The sequence below is a fragment of the Umezakia ovalisporum Ak1311 genome (assembly GCF_029891685.1).
Taxonomy (GTDB): domain Bacteria; phylum Cyanobacteriota; class Cyanobacteriia; order Cyanobacteriales; family Nostocaceae; genus Umezakia; species Umezakia ovalisporum.
In genome coordinates, this window is sequence record NZ_JANQDJ010000071.1 from 22,169 (window position 1) to 45,539 (window position 23,371).

Consider the following 23,371-nt stretch of genomic DNA (forward strand, 5'->3'; position numbering starts at 1 on the left):
ATAAGAATAGCTATATTCCATTTTGGAAAAACACTTAGTAGACCTCACGGTGCGATCCTACATCAGCCATGAATCACTCCTGTATATTTCTACAAAGCATGGTTCAATGGTCGCAACACGAATGTAGCTAGATTTAGATGAGGATGGCCTCTGTTTACTGCTCGCCCATGGTGCACCCATTAAGTTTACAAACAATATACAGACAATGTATTTTCTCTACAGAAAATAAGTAAGCACTCACTCGCATCTTACTAGTGATCGTTGACCGCGCCAATTTTGGATTTTGGATTAATCAGTTTTAGATTTTAAATTTCAGATCTGGGATTAACTGATTTTTTCATTTTCAATCTAAACTGCTCGTTGCGATGCTTAGGCTTCGCTAACGGCAATTTAAAATCCCCAATTTGTATCTCAAAGGAGGTAGAGTCAATCTAAAACACTCGCTGCGCTGTGTACACTTTGCTAACGTAAATCTAAAATCCAAAACTGTTTGACCATTGATGATTAATTCTTTCTATATTTAACCATTCTCATGATAAAAATTTTAACAAAGCCAATGTTTTTTTACCAAACTTTGTAATTTCATCCCATCACACTTAACTTGTCTGCTTAATCAAGAATGGCTGACAATAAGAATCAGTAGCGAAAATTTTAAGTTTTTTCTTACATTTATCCCACCTCTCAATGACTCTCTTGCCTCCCAGCAAAATGAGGAAGGTAACGGAAAAACCTATATTTCCCACACCTTCCACCCGTTTAACACAACTGATTAACCGATTTCAACTATCACCAGAAACTGTTGTATTATTTTTAGCACTGCTAGTCGGTGGCGGTACTGGTATGGGTGTAGTGACATTTCACTATTTAATTGAGCTGGTTCATCACCTGATGCAAGAAAAATTTATCAGTGCAATTATTGCCATTCCGGGGGACTGGACTTTAGCCTGTGTTCCCATCCTAGGGGGGTTAATTGTCGGATTGATGCGTTGGTATGCTCAAGACTTTGGCCCAGGACTTTCATCAATGATTGCAGCCTCCCAGGGAACAGAACTCAAGCAACAATTACGACCAGTAACAAAAATGTTAGCGGCCTCTGTCTCCTTGGGTAGTGGTGCTTCTTTGGGGACTGAAGGACCCAGTGTAGAAATCGGGGCAAATTTTGGGATGCTGTTGTCTGTAGTTCTTAAGGTATCTCAAGAGCGACAACGATTACTTTTAGGTGCTGGTGCCGCGGCTGGGTTAGCGGCTGGATTTAACGCTCCCATTGCTGGAGTATTTTTTGCTTTAGAAGTGGTGATGGGGGCAACATCTTTTGCTACCTCTGCTGTGAGTGTGGTGCTGCTAGCCGCAGTAGTGGCAGCATTAATTGCTCAAATTGGCTTGGGGGCACAACCGGCTTTTGACTTACCTGTTTATCAAGTCCGCAGTCTTTTAGAATTACCCCTTTATATTGGATTAGGTTTAGGAGCCAGTTTAGTTTCTCTCACTTATACAGGAAGTATTCATTTAGCAAAAGCTAGTTTTGCTAGGTTAATTTCAGGTTTTGGTTTATTAGTAGGTATTCCTAAACCCATTCATCCCTTGATTGGTGGTGTAATCCTCGGCACAGTAGCTTTAAAATTTCCCCAAATTTTAGGCATCGGTTATGAAACTGTCGAAGCCATGCTTCAAGATGTAGAGTTTTCTCTGGAGTTATTGATTGTGCTGTTAGTACTTAAATTATTGATGACGGCAATCAGTACAGGCAGTGGGTTTATTGGTGGTTTATTTGCACCAGCAATGTTTTTAGGTGCTTCTTTTGGTTCTGTTTACGCCAAAATCATTACCCTCCTATTTCCCGCATTTGGTGAGGTGATGGCGGCTCCCCCAGCCTATGCAATGGTAGGCATGGCAGCAGTTTTAGCTGCGAGTGTCAGAGCACCATTAACAGCTATTTTGATGTTATTTGAGTTAACCCGTGACTACCGTATTGTTTTACCTTTGATGGCAGCAGTTGGTTTAAGCGTGTGGGTAACAGAACGAATTAAGCCGAATTTTAACTCCAACTCCAATCTACAACAAATTGGTCTTTCTGACTTGAAAGACGAACAAGCGGAAATTATGCAGCAAATTTTGGTGAAAAATGCTATGGTTGCTAACCCCAAAAAGTTGCCTGCAACCTTGGGAGTGTTAGAAGCATCAATAGAAATGATCCACGATCGCTGTCGTAGTGCTTTAGTAATTGACGACGCAGGAAAATTAGTTGGTATCTTGTCTATAGAAGATATTAATCGTGTGCTTAGTCTCCCCCAAACTCACTCCCATTCTTCAAGTGAAATTACGACTGATTTATCTCGTCAAACTCTCATTGATATTTGTACCACTGAAATTCTTTATGCTTGGCAAGATGAACTCTTGTCTGAGGCTTTAGATCGCATGACTCTACGAGGTTTGCACCAGTTACCTGTGGTAGCACGAGATAATTATGAGTACATTTTAGGCTTACTAGAACGGGAGCAAGTTGCATTGATATGCAGCTTGGCTGTAACGAGTCAGGCACTACAGCACCATTTATCAGAAAGAGTCATTGGGCGTTAACCAATGGTCAGTAGCCAGTGGAAAAATTAACAACTGACAACTGACAATTTATTAAGCTGTAGCCTCTATGGGTTCCATATCTTCCTTCTCATCTTCATCTACCTGTCTCAGACGAATATGTTTTTTCCCCAAGGTGATAAGAAACTCATCTCCTGGTTTAAGGTTCATTTGTTTTGTATAAGCTGAACCTATCAGCAAATTACCGTTTGATTGCACACTAATTCTATAGCTAGCACTGCGCCCGCCACGTCCATTGGCACTGGGTGAACTGTCTAACTGAATGCCTTCAGCATCAATGAGGGCATTCAGAAATTTCATCATATTCACACGCTCTATACCATTTTTGGTAACGGTGTAATAGCCGCACTGCTTCGCTTTTTCTTCTTTGCTAAGGCTTTCTAGCTCTTTAACTTTTTTCAGCAGTTCTTCACCCTGTAGGGGTTCTATTTTTTTCAGTTTAGGCATCAACTTAGGTCGAAAATGAATGGTTGAAGTAATTGAATCGATTTTACTCTAGCTGACATTGAGCTAGTAGGAACACAATCCCTTACTTTTTATCTCAGCTTTGCCAAGTATATTACACTCTCATGTGAAATTGTTGCATAATTATCAATATTGTCAAGACAATCTATTTTATAAAATGCTCATAACTATATTTAGTTTGTCATCACTGCTAATATTCGTTTAATTTTTTTAAAGCCCCACCCAAAAATTGTACACTTGGTCAGCTTGATAGTGAGAACACAAGATGATCAGCAAACCTCATCCTTTAATCATTACCATTAGTAATTAATCACTCGTCACTCGTCAAAATACAACGACTGACAGCTGAGAAATCAACAAAACTTGCCAGCATGAAACTAACTACTAGAGGACATTACAGTGTAAAGGCATTGCTAGATTTGACTTTACAACCAGATTATGGACCCGCATCAGTGAGAGTGATCTCGCTTCGCCAAGATATCCCAGCGCCTTACCTTGAGAAGTTGCTGATAACAATGCGTCGGGCTGGATTAGTCAAATCAATTCGCGGTAGCATTGGCGGATACCAATTAGCATTAAAGCCAGCACAAATTTCCATAGGTCAAATTTTAGAGGCAGTGGGCGAAACTATTACTCATTTACCACATCACACACCAACGCCGGCACAAACTGAAGATTGGGTGACATTCACTCTCTGGCACAGACTCAACCAAAAGCTAAAAGAAGCTTTGTACAGTATTACTCTTGCTGATCTCTATTACGATGCTCGTAGTTGGCAAGCTTCCCTTGGAGAGGAAGCTAGTTTTGTTGTTTAGTCATTGGTCATTACTAATTCCCTTTCCAACAGAATACAAATGACATTATCTCTGGTTTTCATCGTTGCCGCGCTATTAGATTACTTCATTGGTGATCCTTGGGGTTGGCCTCATCCCGTACAAGTTATGGGGTGTCTAATTTCTCGCCTCACTAAATTTTTTATCCAAGTTTGTCATAATTCTCTAACACAACGCATAGCTGGAATCTTCTTAGGTTTGATTTTAATAATTGGTAGCGGCTGTGTCGGTTGGTTAATAATTGAAACTGCCAAATGGTTCCATCCATTGTGGGCAATTGTTGTGGAAAGCATTCTTCTAGCTAGTTGTTTTGCTTTAAAAAGTTTACGAACAGCAGCGTATCGGGTTTTAGAACCATTAACCGCCGGAGATTTAGAGTCAGCACGTAACATTTTAAGTAATTACGTAGGTAGAGATACACAAAAGCTCTCAGAACCAGAAATTTTACGCGCTGTGTTAGAAACTGTCACGGAAAATGCTACTGATGGGGTTATGGCACCACTGTTTTATGCAATTCTTGGTGCTTGTTTGCCTGGTGTGGGTTTAATTCCTTTGGCTTTAGCATACAAAGCTAGTAGCACTTTGGATTCCATGGTTGGTTACCGTCAAGCGCCATATACTTATTTGGGGTGGTTTAGCGCGAGGTTGGAAGATTACTTAACTTGGCTACCTTGTCGCTTAACGGTAATTACCTTGGGATTATTGTCAGGTAAACCCCGATATGTTTGGCGAATGTGTTGCCGAGATGGAGTAAAAGATCCCAGTCCCAACTCAGGCTGGAGTGAGTGTGCTTATGCGGCGATTTTAGGTGTGCAAATGGGAGGAACAAATTGGTACGGCGGAGTGCCTAAACAAAAACCACTACTAGGAGATGCTATGCATCCCATTACCCCAAAATCGATTCAAACTGCCTTATTACTGACTCGATACTCTTTTTTATTCTGGCTGGGGATAGTGATCGCTTTGTTATTCGTACTTGTAAACCGATAATTATTAATATAGAAAATTGGGCATTGAGACATTTTTGCTCCCCATTCATAATTCCCTTGTACAAATGCGATTCATGGCCTATCTATCCATTTCTCCATCTAAACTATGTCTGCCAAAGTAGTTGAAATCCTTTCTTCAGAAGACCTCCGTCGTACTTTAACTCGCCTGGCCTGTCAGATTGTTGAAAAATCCCGTGATTTATCCCAACTGGTACTCATCGGTATTTATACTAGAGGAGCGCTATTAGCAGAATTATTGGCACGTCAGATTGAAACACTCGAAGGTGTCAGCGTGGCAGTGGGGGCGTTAGATATCACATTTTATCGAGATGATCTCGACAAAATTGGATTAAGGACTCCAGCAAAAACCAACATTCCTTTTGACCTCACAGGCAAGACAGTTGTGCTGGTAGATGATGTAATTTTTAAAGGTCGGACGGTTCGCGCTGCTTTGAATGCCGTTACCGAATATGGTAGACCGGAAGTAATTCGTTTAGCGGTTTTAGTAGACAGAGGTCATCGAGAACTACCAATTCACCCAGATTTCCTTGGCAAGCAACTACCTACCGCTAAAGAAGAAATTGTCAAGGTTTATTTACAAGATTGGGACGGTAGAGATGCAGTTGAGTTGATGGGGGCAAATAACTAGGAATGACGACTTAGGACAATACAAAACCTCATACCTAAATCCTTTCCTTACTAGTCTTAGGCATCGTCAAACAACATCTGAAATTTTTCACCGCCCCGAAACCACAGCTTGTGCAAAATTTTAACGTAAACTTTTACACGGTCAACCAGATGAAGTTGCTGTAGTTTCTGACACTTGCCAAGTTACTGTTGAAGATAATGGAATTGGTTTTTATCAAAAGTATGTTGACCGTATTTTTCACACTTTCCAACCCTTGCATAGCCAAAGTTAATACAAATGTAATAGATGTGGTTGTGGGTGTGAGTCGTAAAGAGATGTGAATGCAGCAGTAAATATTCTCAATTTAGCAAAAAATAGGGGAGGGCATCCTCCTTCGCGTGGCGTCCCGTCAGGCATATTAAAGCTACAGAAACGGTGAATGTAAAATCCCCTAGCCTAAAGGCAGGGGAGTGTCAACACAGTAGAAACTATACTAGGACAAGAACTAAAGTTTATGGTCAGGTTGCCAATGAATTGTAATTTCTGGTTATTCTTCCTGGAGAGAGATTAATAAAAAACCGTAAAATGGCATTCTCTAACTTAACAGATATATCTTTATCTGGTATATCTGGGAGTATGTCGTAATTTAAACTTCAATTATTGATACTGTCTAACTTAGTGACTAATTTATGGGAGAAATTCAGCGTGGACGGTAGGCACACAACCGTCACAATGATCATGACGGATGATGATGAAGAAGACCACATATTAGTTCATAGAGCATTAGCAGAAAGCCAATTGCCAATCAATCTCCATATTGCCAGCAATGGTAAAGATCTGCTGGATTACCCGCACAATCGTGGTTCGTACAATGGCACAACTCACGCTCCACGTCCAGGGAGGGCTAATTTTACTACATTTAAATATGCCTAAAAAAACGGTTTTGAAGTACTGCAAAACTTTGATATTAAAACAGATCGCATACTACGCCTTACTACAGTGATAATACTATCAAATTTAGATACAAAACAGACACATATCATATTTACTATTTAGGTGCAAATTCCTTCATCACTAAACCAGTAACATTTACCTCCCTAGTTGAAATCATGAACAGTATAGGAAAATTCTGGCTTGAAATAGTGCAACTACCGCTAGAAGATTTGGGAGTAAGAAATGAACGACAACCCAATCAGAGTTCTGTTAGTTGACGATGATGAGGAGGATTATATTTTAACTCGTGATTGGTTTAGTGAATTTCAGGTAGCTGGCTGCGAGTTGGAATGGATAGATAATTATGAAATCGCCAAGGATATCATCGCTCAGAACAATTATGATATTTATCTTGTAGACTACCGTTTAGGAATTCATAGTGGACTAGAGCTATTGCGTCAAGCCATCGCCGAAGGCTGTTCATCCCCGATAATTTTACTAACTGGTCATGGAGACAGGGAAATAGACTTAGAAGCCATGAAAGCAGGCGCAGCAGATTATTTAGAAAAAAGCCAATTGACCGCGCCTTTACTAGAACGTTCCATCCGTTACGCTATGGAGCGTAAACAAACAGAACAGAAAATCCGCCAACAAGCCGCTTTATTAGACGTTGCTACCGATGCGATTTTTGTCCACCACGTGGACGACCCTGTTTTATTTTGGAACAAAGCAGCTGAAAGTTTATACGGTTGGAAAAAACAAGAAGCAATTGGCAAGAAAACACAAGAACTTTGGCATGAAAAAAATGAACCGCTATTACAAGAAGCATTCAAGCATCTGATGCAACATGGTTCATGGGAGGGAGAGTTACATCAAAAGACGAAATCAGGACGAGAAATTATTGTCCAAAGCCGTTGGACATTAGTGCAAAACTTTGGTAATACACCACAATCTATCCTAGTGGTTAATACAGATATTACCCAAAAAAAACAACTGGAATCTCAATTTCTCCGTGCCCAAAGATTAGAAAGCATTGGCACTTTGGCAAGCGGTATTGCCCATGACCTAAATAATGTTCTAGCGCCAATTATGATGACAGCCCAACTTTTAGAGTCGCAAACATATGATGAGCGATCTAGAAGGTTGTTGCCCATTTTGATTTCCAACGCTAAACGTGGAGCCAATTTAGTTAACCAGGTATTATCATTTACTCGTGGTCTTGAGGGAGAGCGCACTCTTTTACAACTAAAGCATTTAATTATAGAAATCCAACAAATTATTAAGGAAACTTTTCCCAAGTCCATAGAAGTTACTACCCAAATTCCTCAAAATCTGTGGACTGTATGTGGTGATGCTACACAATTACATCAATTGCTGATGAATTTGTGTGTTAATGCTCGTGATGCCATGCCCCATGGCGGGAATTTAAAAATATTGGCGGAAAATCTGTTAGTAGATGAGAATTACGCCAGAATGAACATTGATGCCAAAATTGGTTTCTATGTAGTTATTACTGTTATTGATACAGGAATGGGTATTAATCCAGAAATATTAGATCGGATATTTGAGCCATTTTTTACAACTAAAGAAATTGGTAAAGGAACTGGGCTGGGGCTGTCTACAGTTTTGGGGATTATTAAAAGCCACGGTGGTTTTGTAAATGTGCACAGTGAACCAGGACACGGCAGTCAATTCAAGGTATATTTGCCGGCACAAAAGATAGCAGAAACCATAGAAGAAGTGGAACAGAGTTTGCCCCAAGGCAATGGAGAATTAATTTTAGTTGTAGATGATGAAGCCACCATTCGCGATATTACGAAAACATCTTTAGAAAACTATAATTACCAAGCAATCACCGCCAGTGATGGTATTGAGGCCATAGCTTTGTATGTCGAAAATCGAGACAAAATATCTCTTGTCTTAACCGATATGATTATGCCCTCTATGGATGGGATGACAACTATTAGGACATTGCAAAAAATTAACCCAAATGTAAAAATTATAGCTGTCAGTGGATTGGCGACAACTGATAAACTCAAAGCGGCTCATGATGTTGGCATTAAAGCCTTTTTAGCGAAGCCTTACACAGCTAGTCAGTTATTGCAAACCATTAGTGCTGTTAAAAGTAAGGATTAGTTCTGCTACACGGAACTTAAAATCAGCTAAAAAATTTAATTACGCAACTGGGCGTAAATCCGGTTGATTGCTTGGGGTTTCAGACTTGTTTACTTTTCGTAATATAGTTAGTTTGATTTTTACTTACAGGCATTTCACATAAGTGAGGTAAACCCTTAGCGGGGAAGATTCGTAGTAATGTGGGAAGAAAGAGCAAATATACCATAGGCTAAATTCATACACTTAACTCGTTTGAGATGTTCACAAATGGAAGATCCACAGAAGAACTACATTAAAATTGATCCTGCAACACTTGTTTTAATTGTCTCTGCCTTAATTCTCTTACCCCTAATAATTACTGGTTTTTTCTTTCACTAAAGCAGCATTAACCTTATCCTTGTTTTGCACACCAGAACCTGTCCCTCCCCTGACCAAGGAGAGGGTTTGGGCTAGTGGGATGATGGCTACTTGGGTAAAACTTGCTGTAATGCGGACAGAAGTTGGTCAACGTTTTCTCGGCGACTATTAAAACCCATTAGTCCCACTCGCCAAACTTGACCGGCTAATTGACCCAAACCGCCGCCAATTTCAATATTATGTTCATCGAGTAACCGTTGAGCGATGGCTTTACCATCTACTCCTGTGGGAATACGCACAGTAGTCAAAGTTGGCAGACGATACTCCTTCTCAACGTGCATACTTAAGCCTAAATCTTCTAATCCTTCCCAGAGATACTCTGCATTCTTTTGATGACGCTCCCAACAATTGGCTAATCCTTCTTCTGCCACTAGACGCAGTGCTTCCCGCAAGCCATAGTATAGACTAATGGGTGCTGTGTGGTGATAGGTTCGTTCTTTCCCCCAATATTTACGCAATAAAGACATATCTAAATACCAGTTGGTCACCTTTGTAGAACGCTGCTGCAGTTTTTCTACTGCACGAGAACTCATGGTAAAAGGTGAAGCACCAGGAGAACAACCCAATCCTTTTTGACTACAACTATAAGCCAAGTCAACTCCCCAAGCATCCAAAAATATCGGCACACCACCTAAACTGGTAACTGTATCTACCAACAACAAAGTCCCAAATTCACGGCACAACTCAGCCACTCCTTCTAAAGGTTGACGTGCACCTGTGGAAGTTTCGGCGTGAACCAAAGCCAAAATTGCCGGACGATGCTTTTCTACAGCCGTGCGAAGTTCATCAAGGCTAAAAACTTGCCCCCAAGGTTTGGGGATAGTTCGCACATCCGCGCCATATCGCCCAGCTATGTCTACCAGGCGATTGCCAAAGTATCCAGCTACACCAATCAAAACCACATCACCCGGTACTGTAGCATTAGCGATAGTTGCTTCCATTGCGGCTGAACCCGTACCACTAACTGCTATGGTGTGATAGTTTTCTGTTTGCCATACGTAGCGGAGCAGAGATTGAATTTCATCCATGAGTTCCAAAAAAGCTGGGTCGAGATGCCCAATTAGTGGGGTATTCATGGCTTGAAGAACGGCGGGATGGGCATTGGATGGGCCAGGCCCCAATAGCAGACGCAATGGAATTTCTAGAGGTTTTAGTGGTAAGCGGTGACTGTCGTTAATGGAAATAGTTGGCATCATGATTTGCTTTTGCCTAAACGATACTTAATTTATCGCATCAAAAGTGATACCAAACCTGAAATCAAAGAATGACCTTCTTGACCTTATCCCCCACTCACTGCTTACTTGGTGCAGGGGGAGATTCCAAACATCACTTTTTGGGGTTCGTTTTTTTAACAAGTTGCTTGACCCAAGTAATAAAGCGGTTTGACTTTTGAATTCAAGGTGGTACTAGCTGTCTCTTTCATCTTTGATACGAATGCGACGCTCAAACAGCTCCTTAATGACCAGGGTAGCACCAGCAAGTCCGGCTAAAACCACCGAAGCGGCAAAGGCGCTTTGGGAATCGTAATTGCGATAAGCCTCTTCTACATATAGGGTGAGGGTCTGGCTACGGCCAATTAAGTTACTCGATACTACAGCAATAGCACCATACTCTCCCATAGCCCGAGCAGTGGTGAGAATAATTCCATAGAACAATCCCCAACGAATAGAAGGTAGTGTCACTCGCCAGAAAGTTTGCCATTCTCCAGCCCCCAAGGTTTTGGCAGCTTCTTCTTCTTGAGTGCCCACTTCTTCTAATATTGGAATTACCTCCCGAGCTACAAAGGGCATTCCCCCCATCATAGTCGCCAGGGCAATACCAGGGAAGGAAAAAATAATCTTGATGTCCAAGGATTGTAGTAGAGGGCCAAGTAGCCCATTGCGTCCATAGAGGGAAACAAGCATTAAACCTGCCACAATGGGTGAAATTGAAAACGGTAAGTCAATGATACTGAGTAACAGAGTACGTCCCCGAAACCGACGACGGGCAATTACCCAAGCTGCACATAGCCCAAAGACTATATTTAATGGTACAGCTACTGCTACAGCTAATGCCGTAAGACGCAAAGCTTGAATAAAATCAGGACTGGTAAGATTGGCAAAAAATGGGCTGATACCTCGGCTAAAAGCTCCAATAAATACATAAAGAGTGGGAAGAAACAAGACCAGCACTAAATAGGTGACTACAGTTGCAATCAAAGCAACTTTACCCCACTCTTTATTTTGCTGGGATTTGACTGTATTTGGGAGAGACCGGGTAGATTTGGGTTCAACCCTCATAATGGTGCCTCCAAGCTTGCAATAAATTCACTATCAGCAACAATACCAGGGAAATAACCAGTAATACTGTGGCAATAGCGGTAGCCCCAGCGATGTCATTTTGTTCAAGGCGCTGGAATACCAGAATGGGAGCAATTAAATCTCGATAGGGAATATTAGAAGCAATCAAAACCACTGAGCCGTATTCTCCCACCGCCCTGGCAAAAGCTTGGGTCGTACCCGTCAGGACGGCAGGTATGAGGGGCGGTAGCACTACCCGCCAACAAGTTTCCCACTGGGAAGCCCCCAGAGACCAAGCAGCTTCTTCGATGCTATGGTCTAACTCTTGCAGTACAGGCTGTACGCTGCGAACTACAAAAGGAACAGAAATAAACACCATCGCCACCGCCACCCCCAAGCGAGTGAAGGAAACCCTCATGCCCAAGGGCGCGAGAAACGAACCAATCCAGCCTTGCTCGCTGTAAACAGTACTGAGGGTAATACCTGCAACTGCTGTGGGTAGGGCAAAAGGTAGGTCAATCACTGCATTTAGAACTCGTTTCAAGGGAAAGTCGTAACGCACCAGCACCCAAGCTGTAGCAGTACCAGCCACGCAGTTAATAGCGGACGCAAAAAAGGCAGTACCAAATGTGATGTTGTAGGTTGACAGGGCAACAGGAGCGGTAGCCAGCCGCCAAAACTCCCCAGGTGTTAGGGTTGTAGCCCGTAGTATCAAGGCTGAGACGGGCAACAGTAAGACAATGGAAAGATAGGTAATGGTAATTCCCCACGGCAAAGAAAAGCCCTTCAGCCAATTTTTGGGATTAGGGAGGAAGGTAGATTGTGTGTTTGAAAGTGTCATGACTTGAGGAGGTGAGTTAGGCCTAACGTCGGGCAATATTGGCTTGGATATCATCAAAGATTGCGCCGTCGTCAAAGAATTTGGGACTGACTTGATTCCATCCACCAAAGTCTTCGATGGTGAACAGCGTCGAGATTTTGGGATAGTTGCCGGCAAATTCCGCCGCTACTTCTGGTATCACAGAGCGAAATCCCACTTTGGCGAACTCGCGCTGGGCTGTGGGGGTAAAGAGAAACTGCACAAAGGCTTCTGCTACCTCGCGGGTACCTCGCTTGTCAACATAGCTATCGACTACGGCAATGGGGCTATCAATAGAAATATTAATTTCGGGAACTAGGTAAGGTAAATTTTGTCCCTGCTCTTTAGCTAAGATTACTTCGTTTTCGTAGTTGATGAGTGCATCTCCCTGTTTTTGCACAAAGAATGCGTCAGTTGCTTCACGGGCATCTCTTGGTAAAACTGGTACATTGGCGTAGACTTTAGTCACAAACTCTTTGGCTTGTTCTTCAGTGCCGCCTGTTTTGATTATCTTCCCCCATAGGGCCATGTAGTTCCAACGAGCGCCACCAGAGGTTTTGGGGTTAGCAGTGACTACGCTGATGTCATCCCGGGCTAAATCATCCCAATTTTTAATATTTTTCGGGTTGCCTTCGCGGGTAACAATCACGCCTACAGAACGGTGAACAATGCCGTCGCCATTGGGTGTTTTTTTCTCCCAGCCAGGTTTAATTAGTCCGGCATTTTGAATTTTCAAGGTGTCTGCCGATAGCGCTAGGGCTACTATGTCTGCTTCTAAACCGTCAATTACAGCACGGGTTTGGTAGCCTGAACTGCCGTAGCTTTGGCCAAAGGTGACAATCTGCCCGGTTTTTTCTCGCCACTCTTTGACAAAGAGGGGGATAATGTTTTTATATGCGGGGCGGGTGACGGCGTAGCTGAGTAGGGTAAGTTCTTTTCTTGCTGAACCACTTTCACTATTACCAGGAGCGCAGGCGGAGATCCCAATACTTAAGCAGACTGCTACCAAAAACGGGGAAATCAAGCTTTTTAATAATGATGTGTGTTTCCATTGATTCCAATTATCCAGCCACATACTGAGCTTAAGGCTCCTCAATTTAAATCTACAGTTAATCTATCAAGTTATGGGCTTTTTGGGTTTAGTCATAGATATTACAGTAGGACTTACACACCGTACAAATTTATTATTTTGTGGATTGAGGGAAATGGGTCGTTTCAGGCTTTTATCAATCATTCTTTGATAAATGGCGATGGCCTAAAATTGTGAGAGAATAAACGTTAAGTCTCTAAAATCCATACTTCCTATTTAGTTTGTTCTGTCAATGCGTCAGTTCTAGAAGCGTGCCTTTGACATAATGATTGTCAACGATTACAGCGTGGCTATCGCTGACCAAGTTATGATTAAGTTTATGTAGAAAATTTTGCCTACAGTTACTAATTAGACTGTCCCAAATCTCCGCTCTCTTCGCTGATAGGCAGACAAGGCCTGGTAGAACTCATTACGGTCAAAATCTGGCCAAAGAGCATCCGTAATATAAATTTCCCCATAGGCCATTTGCCAGAGGAGAAAATTTGAAAGTCGCATTTCGCCACTAGTACGAATTAATAAATCGGGGTCAGTAATTCCTGCTGTGTACAGGTGACGCTCAAATAACTGTTCATCAATTTGATCAGGTTTAAGGACACCTTGCTGCACTTTTTCGGCGATGGCGCGGCAAGCTTGTAAAATTTCCTGCCGTCCACCATAATTAGTAGCTACCGTGAACCGAATAGCATGATTATGGCGGGTTGCTGCCATTGAGCGGGAGATTTCTGCTTGTAGTGATAGCGGTAAAGCATTTAAATTGCCCACAAACTGGATTTGCACATTCTCCTCGATCATTTCCCGTAGCTCTTGGCGTAAAACTTTTTGGAACAAAGTCATCAAAAAATCTACTTCTTCGTGGGGTCTTTTCCAGTTCTCGGTAGAAAAAGCGTAAGCGGTTAACGCCTGAATACCCCAATCTTTACAACAGCGCAGCAAATTCTTGAGAGCATCCACTCCTCGCTTATGTCCCATAATTCTGGGTAGACCTTGACGTTTAGCCCATCGACCATTGCCATCCATAATCACTGCAACGTGCTTTGGCAGTAGTTCTCGTTTTAAGTCAGAGGGTAAATATTGCAATTCAGTTTGTTGTGCTGTCATTTTTTATTTCGAGAAGCGGTCGATGGTAATCCGAGTAAACGTGAAACTAGTATTATTGCCTTACGACCCATCTGAAGACCCAAACCTAATAAACTAGGAGCAACTGCCTCCCGGTCTACAGCTGGAGATAATCGAGCCTCCAAGGACTCTTTGAGTGTTCTAATCGTCAGTGGTCGATTGAGAGTTCCTCGTTCCGCTAGGGAAATAGAACCCGTTTCTTCTGATACAACGACACAGATACAATTTTCCACTCGCTCAGTAATTCCCATTGCAGCCCGATGGCGTGTTCCCAACTGGCGGGAGGCTGTGCGTCCCGAAAGGGGCAAAATTATACCTGATGAAACAATACGCGAGCCACGGATCAAAGTTGCTCCATCGTGCAGTAAAGTTTTTGGTTGAAAAATTGTCTGTATGAGTTCCTTAGAAACATCAGCATTCAGCTTAACTCCAGGCACAGAAAAATCCCGCTCGTGAATCGGACCAGTTGTTTCCAAAATCAGCAAAGCTCCTATGCGGTTTTTTGAAAGTTCTTTAACCGCATCCACAATTTCATCAATCACAGTATCAGACTTGGGGATTGTTAAACTGGATGGTTTAAATAACTGCTGGAATTCACCACGTCCCACTTGTTCTAAAAAGCGGCGAAACTCTGACTGGAGAGCAACAGCCATGGCTACAGCACAGCCAATCACCAACTTTTCGAGAACAAAATTTAACAGTAGTAGACCCATTCTGCCACTAATTGCTGAGGCTAACATCAAGATAATGAAACCCCGCACCATCCAAAGTGTTCGACGCTCACTAATAATAACTAGTATCATATATGTCAGCGCTAACACTAACAAGATATCCAGAGTCCCAAGCAGCAAGGACTGCGACCATCCCAGGTTTGTCAGCCATTGCTTCCACGAATCTCTCATGACATCTGGATTACTCTTTGTTGTGCCTCAATATTCTGTCATTTCCCCGTCGTTTTTATGCGCCAAAGGTTTACGCTTGAGGAATCAGCGAGTGATGAATCATTAGCTATTGGTGATCATTTTTTAGCTATTGATTCTAGAAACCTCTTTTCCGCACCCTCCCTGTCCTAAAAGAGTAAGTCTATACAAAACTCACGGAATCACCCAAAAACCATGGAACAACCTTTTCTTGTTCTGTGGAAATTCCTGGGTATAGGAAGTTTTGGAGCTTTGTATACAAACCAACTTTAAGGAAAGAGAGGGTTGAGAAAAAATGGGCTTTTTAGCTTCTAAGTTCACAGTAGCTTTTACCCCGGAAGAATGCCAAAGGCCGACAAGTGGGGAAACTCCCAAAATTCAACCTTTATGCTTGTTACTTCCGCGCGTTTAGTCTGTCTGGTAGACAATCTTGTCGAATCAAGTCCTGATAACTTTCCCGGCGCAAAATTAGGTTGGCATCACCATTTGCCACTAGAACAGCTGCGGGTCGGGATAAGCGATTATAGTTAGATGCCATACTGTAGTTGTAGGCACCAGTTGCCATAACCACGAGAATATCCCCTGGTTCAGTTTTTGGCAGTTGGGCATTTTTAATGAGAATATCCCCCGATTCACAATGTTTACCGGCAATTGTTACGGTTTCTGTGACAGGAGCAGACATTTTATTGGCCACTACTGCACGATAAACTGATTGGTAAGTTATCGGTCGGGGATTGTCGGACATGCCGCCATCAACTGTCAAGTAGGTACGAATGTCGGGTACAACTTTCGATGATCCAATAGTATAGGCCGTGATGCAGGCTGTGGCAATGAGCGATCGCCCGGGTTCACATAACAATTTTGGCAAAGGTAGATTCTCCGCGGTGCAAGCTTCTTGAACGACTTCACAAATTGCCTTTACCCATTCTTCAATACTGGGGGGATCGTCGGATTCAGTGTATTTAATTCCTAAACCACCACCAACATTCAATTCTGTGACGCTTAAACCGTAATTTGCTGCCTTTTGTAACCACTGCACCATGACAGCGGCCAAATCTTGGTGGGGTTGGCGTTCAAAAATTTGGGAACCAATGTGAGCGTGTAACCCTATGCAGTTTAAAGCAGGTTGCTGACTAACAAAGGTCAATACTTCGTCCAAATCATTGGGGTCAAAGCCAAATTTACTATCTAAATGTCCTGTGCGAATATATTCGTGGGTATGGCATTCAATCCCTGGTGTTAACCGCAACATGACCCGGATGGGCGAAGATGTTTCCCCTCCTTGTTTTGCTATGTTCACCAATGTATGTAGTTCTTGCCAGTTATCTGCCACAATAGTGCAACCGGAATCAATGGCTAAAACGAGTTCTTCACGAGATTTATTATTACCGTGGAGGTAAAGTTTATGCGCCTGCACACCAGCAGTCAGAGCCGTGTAAAGTTCGCCTCCTGAAACTACATCTATTCCTAAACCTTCAGATGCAGCGATGGCGCAAACAGCCAGACAACTCCAGGCTTTTGAGGCGTATAATACTTGAGATTCACCCTGGTAATATTGCTTAAATGCGTCTCGGTATTGCTGACAAGCTAAACGCAGCGTTTCCTCATCTAAAATGTACAAAGGTGAACCAAACTGCTGCACTAGTGTCGTGACATCACACCCACCAATTTCCAGGATGTTTTGACTATTAACTTTGGCAGTCAAAGGCAAAAGTTCCTGGTTGGGGGAAACATTTGCTTTTGGGTTGCGCTTTTGAGGTAAATACTGACTACCAGTATATTGAACCCCAGTGGGGTGAGTCGATACCATAGTTTTTATAAATTGTCCTTGCTCAAAGTTGAAAATTTTCTGGGCGTGGCGTGAGTAGGTGTCCCGATTCTCAGTTTACCGAAAATAAGTCGGTAACAGCAGATATGCCTGAGTTCAGTTTGCCATTGTCTTGAAGCGCTCTTTTTTTATTCTCCATTCCCCATTAACGTGACTTTATTAGACTTGAAGATTAAATCATTGACTTCAGAGAATTTGAGTGCCATCCTGGAACTGGATCAAGCCTGTTTTGGCGGTTTGTGGACTATGGAAGGCTACCAAAGAGAGTTAGATAGTCCTAACAGTGAATTCCTGGGTTTGTTCTCCCCTCTTGTTCCGGCAAAACTGCTAGGAATGGGTTGCTTTTGGGGGATCTTAGACGAAGCACACATCACAATTTTGGCAGTTCATCCCCAATATCACCGTCAAGGCTTAGGACAGCTTTTACTATATTCCCTACTTGAAACGGCTAGGGATCACGGCTTAGAACGAGCTACCCTGGAAGTTCGTGCCTCTAACGTGGTGGCCATGTCTTTATATCAAAAATTTGGCTTCAAAATAGCGGGGCGGCGTAAACGTTATTACCAAGACAACGGCGAGGATGCTTTGGTGCTGTGGCTATCAGAGTTACAATGTCCCCAATTTACAAAAACTCTGAAAAATTGGCAGACTGCTGTGAGCGATCGCTTGAAGCACTCTTTTTGGCAGATGCTTTGAGTCATTGGTGATTGTTGAAATTTTTCACCATCTTGGTTGACAGATAAAAATCACTTAACCGCCATTAAGATCACATTAATGACCAAAAATTCAGGTTTACGCCAAAACATTTGATTTAAATATTTAATTAAACCAAAGATTAAATTTTGAAAAAAATATCAATTGACCATATTCTTGACTATAGTCTGACGAATGTGTTATTAGTTAGCGTTTGTAAATGGTTAAATAAAGCATTAAGAATAGTGGTATGTTGCACAGTGGTCAAGCCCAGAAACCCTGGTAGACTTAAGCTCCTCAGTATAGCAGCCATAAAAGAAGTAATAAATAGTTAGCACTTGCGCTATTACATAGGGCGAAAGTTTTTGGTGGCCTATAATCTTTATACAGGCATCCAAAAGCAGAGCCTGTGCTAAAATCAGCATACCGGCACGACGCAGGTGATGGGAAAAATGCCATGTTTGAACGCTTCACAGAAAAAGCCATTAAAGTAATCATGCTGGCCCAAGAAGAGGCCCGCCGCTTAGGTCACAATTTCGTGGGAACCGAACAGATCCTCCTGGGTCTGATTGGGGAAGGTACGGGAGTTGCGGCTAAAGTGTTGAAATCAATGGGTGTCAATCTCAAAGATGCCCGCATTGAAGTAGAAAAAATCATAGGCCGGGGTTCAGGCTTTGTGGCCGTGGAAATTCCGTTTACGCCACGGGCAAAGCGAGTTTTAGAACTATCCTTGGAAGAAGCGCGCCAATTAGGGCATAACTACATTGGCACCGAGCATCTGCTGTTGGGCCTGATCCGGGAAGGGGAAGGTGTGGCAGCCAGGGTGCTAGAAAACCTAGGGGTGGATTTATCAAAAGTACGAACCCAAGTAATCCGAATGCTGGGAGAAACAGCAGAGGTTTCAGCCACTGGGCCATCGGGTCGCACCAAAACACCAACCTTGGATGAATTTGGCTCGAACCTAACCCAAATGGCGACGGACAACAAGCTAGACCCAGTTGTGGGACGGGCCAAAGAAATTGAACGGGTGATCCAAATTTTGGGTCGGCGGACAAAAAATAATCCAGTATTGATTGGTGAACCAGGAGTTGGGAAAACAGCGATCGCTGAAGGTTTAGCGTCACGGATTGCCAACAAAGATGTGCCTGATATCCTGGAAGATAAGCGGGTGGTCACTCTAGATATCGGCTTGCTGGTGGCGGGTACCAAGTACCGGGGTGAATTTGAAGAACGCCTCAAAAAAATCATGGATGAAATCCGCTCGGCGGGTAATGTGATTCTGGTGATTGACGAGGTACACACCCTAATTGGTGCAGGTGCAGCGGAAGGAGCCATCGACGCAGCAAATATCCTCAAGCCAGCTTTGGCTAGAGGGGAGTTGCAATGTATTGGTGCCACCACTCTTGATGAGTACCGCAAGCACATCGAGCGAGATGCAGCCTTGGAGCGACGCTTCCAACCGGTAATGGTGGGTGAACCGTCAGTTGAAGAAACTATTGAAATCTTACACGGGTTGCGCGAACGCTACGAGCAACACCACAAGCTGAAAATCTCCGATGAAGCTCTTGTAGCGGCTGCGAAATTATCTGACCGTTACATAAGCGATCGCTACCTCCCAGACAAAGCTATCGATTTAATCGATGAAGCTGGTTCTAGGGTACGTTTGATTAACTCCCAATTGCCACCCGCAGCTAAGGAGTTAGACAAGGAACTACGTCAAATCTTAAAGGAAAAAGACGACGCTGTACGCTCGCAAGACTTTGATAAAGCAGGAGAACTGCGCGATCGCGAAATGGAAATCAAAGCTGAAATTCGCGCCATCGCACAAAGCAAAACCAACAGTTCCAGCAACCAAGGTGAAGAACCCGTAGTAGATGAAGAGGATATCGCTCACATTGTGGCTTCCTGGACTGGCGTACCAGTAAACAAGCTCACCGAATCGGAATCCGAAAAGCTGCTGCACATGGAAGACACCTTGCATCAGCGTTTGATTGGTCAAGAAGACGCTGTGAAAGCAGTTTCACGGGCAATTCGCCGCGCTCGTGTCGGTTTGAAAAATCCCAATCGACCCATTGCTAGTTTTGTCTTCTCCGGTCCAACGGGTGTAGGTAAAACTGAGCTAGCGAAGTCTTTGGCATCTTACTTCTTCGGTTCCGAGGAAGCAATGATCCGCCTGGATATGTCGGAATACATGGAACGCCACACTGTCAGCAAGCTGATTGGTTCGCCTCCTGGTTATGTTGGATACAACGAAGGCGGTCAATTAACTGAAGCTGTGAGACGGCGACCCTATACTGTGGTGCTGTTCGACGAAATCGAAAAAGCCCACCCCGATGTCTTCAATATGCTGCTGCAAATTTTGGAAGACGGTCGGTTAACTGATGCCAAAGGACGTACGGTAGACTTTAAGAATACCTTGCTGATTTTGACTTCCAACATTGGTTCTAAAGTAATTGAAAAAGGCGGTGGCGGTATCGGCTTTGAATTCGCCGATGATGCTACTGAGACTCAATACAACCGCATTCGCTCTCTGGTGAATGAAGAACTCAAGCAGTACTTCCGTCCTGAATTCCTCAACCGCCTAGATGAAATTATTGTCTTCCGTCAGTTGAGCAAGCTAGAGGTAACACAAATCGCCGATATCATGCTCAAGGAAGTATTTGGTCGTCTAACTGAGAAGGGTATCACTTTAGAGGTGAGCGATCGCTTTAAGGATCGTTTGATTGAGGAAGGTTACAGCCCCAGCTATGGCGCAAGGCCGTTACGTCGAGCGATTATGCGCTTGTTAGAAGATAGCCTAGCAGAAGAAATTCTCTCTGGTCGCATTAAGGATGGCGACATCGCCTACGTTGATGTTGATGAGAGTGGTAACGTTCAAGTTAGTGCTGGACAGCGCCGCGAGTTATTAACTCAGGGTGTTGATTCCTAGTTAGAAATTATAAAACTTAAATCAGCGGTGGGGAATTTCCGTTCTCTACCCTTTTTTTTGTGAAGCACCAGGCGCAAGAGAAAAGAAGGAGGGTTTTGTGGCTGATACCAATTCTCTATGAAGATGCACTAAATTAAGAGAAGTAAAATCAGGTGCATCTGTATGGGAAATCAGTTGTGAGGAATTACAACACCGATTGCGTCATGCAGTTACTGGCGCAACCAAAGAAAGGGTACAGATGCTCTACTGGCTCAAAACCAAAGCGCATGCTCTATCGCTACGAGACAAGAACTATCACAAAGATTAGGAAGAAACGAATCAACCGTGTACCGTTGGGTAAAAAGGTATCAGCAAGAGGGAATCGAAGGATTGCTGGAGTTGAAAACTCCTCCAGGAAAACAAAGTTTAGTTCCACCCCAAGTGATGAACCAACTACAGCAAGACTTGAGTCAACCCCAAGGATTTAACAGCTACAGCCAAATCCAAGAATAGCTATCTCAAAAGTGCTGAGTGACACTGGCTTACAAAACGGTACATAAAATTGTCCGCTACAAGCTCAATGCCAAATTAAAAGTACCAGGCCCACCCAGTGCCAATGCTAAACCATAAGTGCAAAAAGCTTTAAAAAAAAACTCCCAGAAATAATCACAGTGTTATTGCGTCACTTTGGAGGTAGAGAATTAATTCTTCCCTACAGTTTTTCATGTATAGTCATCCTATTTGAGTTGAGAAATTATCAGTGAGGAAAGGGAACAGGGAACAGTTTCCGCTATCGGTCATCCCTAAATTTTCTGATTTATCTAACCCAAAATGTACACTTTTGATGGTAAAGCCTTCAAAAACCCTGCACCTGTTTTGTTTTTTTAGCGACCTCAAACCTTTGATTTATATAGGTTTTACATTTATTCAGCCAGCTCTATTTATTTCTCCCCAGATGCAACCTTTAAGGGATACAGAGGTTCGGATCCATTTAATTGCCAAATTCTCCACACTAGTACAGCAGCTACAGTTAACCAAACACAGGAAAATGATAAAATCATCCCTGCTAAAGGATTAGTTTCCCAATAAATTGCTGTCACCACTAGCGCAGATAACCAAGGACCTAAAATAACTACAGGAACAGCAGTACCTAATCTCCGTTCTACGGTAAAAATTGTATTCCAAGTATCCCCTAGAGCTAGATGTACCACAAACAGAATTAAAGGTAATACCAAAAATTGGTGATTCATTGTTTGCCAAACTAATACAGAGGAAATCACCCGCAAAACTGCTATTATCATCCAAACTATGGGAAATGCTAAAGGTGGCGGAGACCATCTGGGTCTAATTACTTGGTCATAGGTGGTACGAGAACGGGTATTATCTAAAAGGGAAAAAATCCGGGAACGGATACTTAAGACAGCAAAAAATAATCCAGTTAATGCAGTGCTAACCCAACTGGGGAAACCGGAATTATTATCAATGAACATAATTAATTTTTCCATTCCCACCAACACAAGAATCATCACTGCTATTTGTAGGATAGTCCCTAGTTTATAAACTAAAACTGCGTTGATATCTAGTTCTTGTGTGGTGGCTGTTGAGGTGTTGGGGGAGTTTTGTTTACCAGGTTTTACCCCCATAACTGTGTTGACGAACTTTTCCAGTATTCGTGTTTTGGCTTGGTTCATAATTAAGAGATGGTGAGTAGTTGGTAAGTATTAATAATAATTAATTATATATTAGGCTTTTTTACATTGAGACAAAAATAAAAATTATTTGAGAGTTACTAATTGAGTAATATGCAAAAAAATAAGTAATTATTCTTCAATTAACCAACCTCGTTGTATACCATCTTCAATTGCTCTAGTCCAGTCCATTGTTAAATGTTTCCTAACTTTATGGAATAAATGTCGGACTACCTTCGGATTAATCGGATTTTTCATGTATGTTTCTTCATACCTAAATTCTCGATCAGTATTTTTTTGTTGACGTAGTACATAAATATGATCAACTTTGTACTTTCTAAGATTGACATCACTGCTTAATTTTATCCACTCCATGAGTACGATATACAAACTATTGGGATTTCTTGCTTTTAATTCCTCTGCTGCTCGTGATGAACCTTCTAACATAGTTTTATCCAGGTATGTTTTACATTCAATGACAATTACTGGAATATCAAATATATGAGTTTCTGTATTACCTGTAATTGTCACTTCTGAATAGTTTTCTGGTTCTTCTTTAATCAGGGTGGACATTTCACCAGAATTTTTTTCTGTTTCTGGAGGTGTAACTGCTTCAAATGATGCTTCAATAGTTGCACCAATCACAAAATCATGGTCTTTCTTTTCAATACGTGCATAGGGATGTTTGAGCATTTCAGCATATTTTGGAGGAACAAAAAAATATCTTTAAAAGTATGAGATTTTCTAATGAGAGCATTTACCCCAAAATCTCTAGCTAAATCTCGAAATAAATAATAAAGAAATTCTTCCAATACACTAGAGTGAAGATTTGAGCGAGAGTCAAACTTTTCAGCATAATGTTGTTGATCTAAGAAATCCAGAAATGTTGAATGTCGTTACAAAACTTTACATAGTTAGATATAGTAGTCCTATCAAAGGTGAAAATGTCAACATCTCATAATATCTTCCATCCAATGAACATAACTGATTTGTTGACACATACAAGCTTGAAGGT

19 protein-coding genes are annotated in these 23,371 nt (G+C 42.3%); 9 read left to right on the forward strand and 10 right to left on the reverse strand.

The window, feature by feature from the left end; genetic code table 11:
• Positions 1–684 precede the first annotated feature (684 nt).
• Positions 685–2,577: a chloride channel protein gene (locus NWP25_RS14080; RefSeq protein ID WP_280650606.1), complete on the forward strand. Its 1,893-nt coding sequence runs from the start codon at positions 685–687 to the stop codon at positions 2,575–2,577.
• 51 nt (positions 2,578–2,628) lie between these two features.
• On the opposite strand, the gene NWP25_RS14085 is transcribed toward NWP25_RS14080, so the two are convergent.
• Positions 2,629–3,042, reverse strand: a complete 414-nt coding sequence (locus NWP25_RS14085; protein ID WP_280657685.1) for an AbrB family transcriptional regulator — start codon at positions 3,040–3,042, stop codon at positions 2,629–2,631.
• A 389-nt stretch (positions 3,043–3,431) separates the two neighbouring features.
• Between NWP25_RS14085 and NWP25_RS14090 the strand changes: the two genes are divergently transcribed.
• The 5 genes from NWP25_RS14090 (at position 3,432) to NWP25_RS14110 (ending at position 8,579) form a co-directional block, all read left to right on the forward strand.
• Positions 3,432–3,875, forward strand: a complete 444-nt coding sequence (locus tag NWP25_RS14090; protein ID WP_280650608.1) for an Rrf2 family transcriptional regulator — start codon at positions 3,432–3,434, stop codon at positions 3,873–3,875.
• Positions 3,876–3,914: 39 nt separating this feature from the next.
• Positions 3,915–4,883: an adenosylcobinamide-phosphate synthase CbiB gene (gene cbiB / locus NWP25_RS14095; protein ID WP_280650609.1), complete on the forward strand. Its 969-nt coding sequence runs from the start codon at positions 3,915–3,917 to the stop codon at positions 4,881–4,883.
• A gap of 105 nt (positions 4,884–4,988) precedes the next feature.
• Entirely contained in the window at positions 4,989–5,531 is a 543-nt protein-coding gene (pyrR, locus tag NWP25_RS14100; RefSeq protein WP_280650610.1) for a bifunctional pyr operon transcriptional regulator/uracil phosphoribosyltransferase PyrR, read from the forward strand.
• Positions 5,532–6,215: 684 nt separating this feature from the next.
• Entirely contained in the window at positions 6,216–6,443 is a 228-nt protein-coding gene (locus NWP25_RS18560; protein WP_313959016.1) for a response regulator, read from the forward strand.
• Positions 6,444–6,686: 243 nt separating this feature from the next.
• The gene (locus NWP25_RS14110; RefSeq protein ID WP_280652518.1) at positions 6,687–8,579 is read left to right on the forward strand and encodes a hybrid sensor histidine kinase/response regulator; all 1,893 of its coding nucleotides are present in this window, start codon (positions 6,687–6,689) and stop codon (positions 8,577–8,579) included.
• A 443-nt stretch (positions 8,580–9,022) separates the two neighbouring features.
• On the opposite strand, the gene NWP25_RS14115 is transcribed toward NWP25_RS14110, so the two are convergent.
• The 7 genes from NWP25_RS14115 to lysA form a co-directional block, all read right to left on the reverse strand.
• A complete protein-coding gene (locus tag NWP25_RS14115; RefSeq protein WP_280652517.1) occupies positions 9,023–10,171 on the reverse strand; it encodes an alanine--glyoxylate aminotransferase family protein in 1,149 nt (382 codons plus the stop codon).
• A gap of 210 nt (positions 10,172–10,381) precedes the next feature.
• Positions 10,382–11,254 carry a sulfate ABC transporter permease subunit CysW gene (gene cysW, locus NWP25_RS14120; RefSeq protein WP_280652516.1) on the reverse strand — a complete coding sequence of 291 codons (873 nt, stop codon included), beginning with the start codon at positions 11,252–11,254 and terminating at the stop codon, positions 10,382–10,384.
• Positions 11,244–12,095, reverse strand: a complete 852-nt coding sequence (gene cysT, locus NWP25_RS14125; RefSeq protein WP_280699623.1) for a sulfate ABC transporter permease subunit CysT — start codon at positions 12,093–12,095, stop codon at positions 11,244–11,246. The genes cysW and cysT overlap by 11 nt, the downstream gene beginning before the upstream one ends.
• Positions 12,096–12,117: 22 nt before the next feature.
• Complete coding sequence (locus NWP25_RS14130) at positions 12,118–13,188, reverse strand: sulfate ABC transporter substrate-binding protein (RefSeq protein WP_280699625.1); 1,071 nt, start codon at positions 13,186–13,188, stop codon at positions 12,118–12,120.
• A 363-nt stretch (positions 13,189–13,551) separates the two neighbouring features.
• The gene (locus NWP25_RS14135; protein WP_280652513.1) at positions 13,552–14,301 is read right to left on the reverse strand and encodes an isoprenyl transferase; all 750 of its coding nucleotides are present in this window, start codon (positions 14,299–14,301) and stop codon (positions 13,552–13,554) included.
• Positions 14,298–15,221: a diadenylate cyclase CdaA gene (gene cdaA, locus NWP25_RS14140; protein ID WP_280652512.1), complete on the reverse strand. Its 924-nt coding sequence runs from the start codon at positions 15,219–15,221 to the stop codon at positions 14,298–14,300. The genes NWP25_RS14135 and cdaA overlap by 4 nt, the downstream gene beginning before the upstream one ends.
• A 412-nt stretch (positions 15,222–15,633) precedes the next feature.
• Positions 15,634–17,049, reverse strand: coding sequence for a diaminopimelate decarboxylase (gene lysA / locus NWP25_RS14145; RefSeq protein ID WP_280652511.1), 1,416 nt, complete (start codon positions 17,047–17,049; stop codon positions 15,634–15,636).
• 168 nt (positions 17,050–17,217) lie between these two features.
• On the opposite strand from lysA, the gene rimI reads away from it, so the two are divergent.
• The 3 genes from rimI to NWP25_RS14160 all read left to right on the forward strand — a co-directional run bounded on the left by rimI (position 17,218) and on the right by NWP25_RS14160 (position 21,181).
• Entirely contained in the window at positions 17,218–17,763 is a 546-nt protein-coding gene (gene rimI, locus NWP25_RS14150; protein WP_280657691.1) for a ribosomal protein S18-alanine N-acetyltransferase, read from the forward strand.
• Between the two features lie 454 nt (positions 17,764–18,217).
• Complete coding sequence (locus tag NWP25_RS14155) at positions 18,218–20,689, forward strand: ATP-dependent Clp protease ATP-binding subunit (protein WP_280652522.1); 2,472 nt, start codon at positions 18,218–18,220, stop codon at positions 20,687–20,689.
• A gap of 273 nt (positions 20,690–20,962) precedes the next feature.
• Positions 20,963–21,181: a helix-turn-helix domain-containing protein gene (locus tag NWP25_RS14160; RefSeq protein ID WP_280652521.1), complete on the forward strand. Its 219-nt coding sequence runs from the start codon at positions 20,963–20,965 to the stop codon at positions 21,179–21,181.
• A 428-nt stretch (positions 21,182–21,609) separates the two neighbouring features.
• Here NWP25_RS14160 and NWP25_RS14165 read toward each other — a convergent pair whose 3' ends face one another.
• Both NWP25_RS14165 and NWP25_RS14170 read right to left on the reverse strand, forming a co-directional pair.
• The gene (locus NWP25_RS14165) at positions 21,610–22,359 is read right to left on the reverse strand and encodes a TspO/MBR family protein (RefSeq protein ID WP_280699627.1); all 750 of its coding nucleotides are present in this window, start codon (positions 22,357–22,359) and stop codon (positions 21,610–21,612) included.
• Between the two features lie 129 nt (positions 22,360–22,488).
• On the reverse strand, positions 22,489–23,049 hold the full coding sequence (locus NWP25_RS14170; RefSeq protein WP_280699629.1) for a Bpu10I family restriction endonuclease: 561 nt from the start codon (positions 23,047–23,049) through the stop codon (positions 22,489–22,491).
• Between the last annotated feature and the right edge of the window lie 322 nt (positions 23,050–23,371).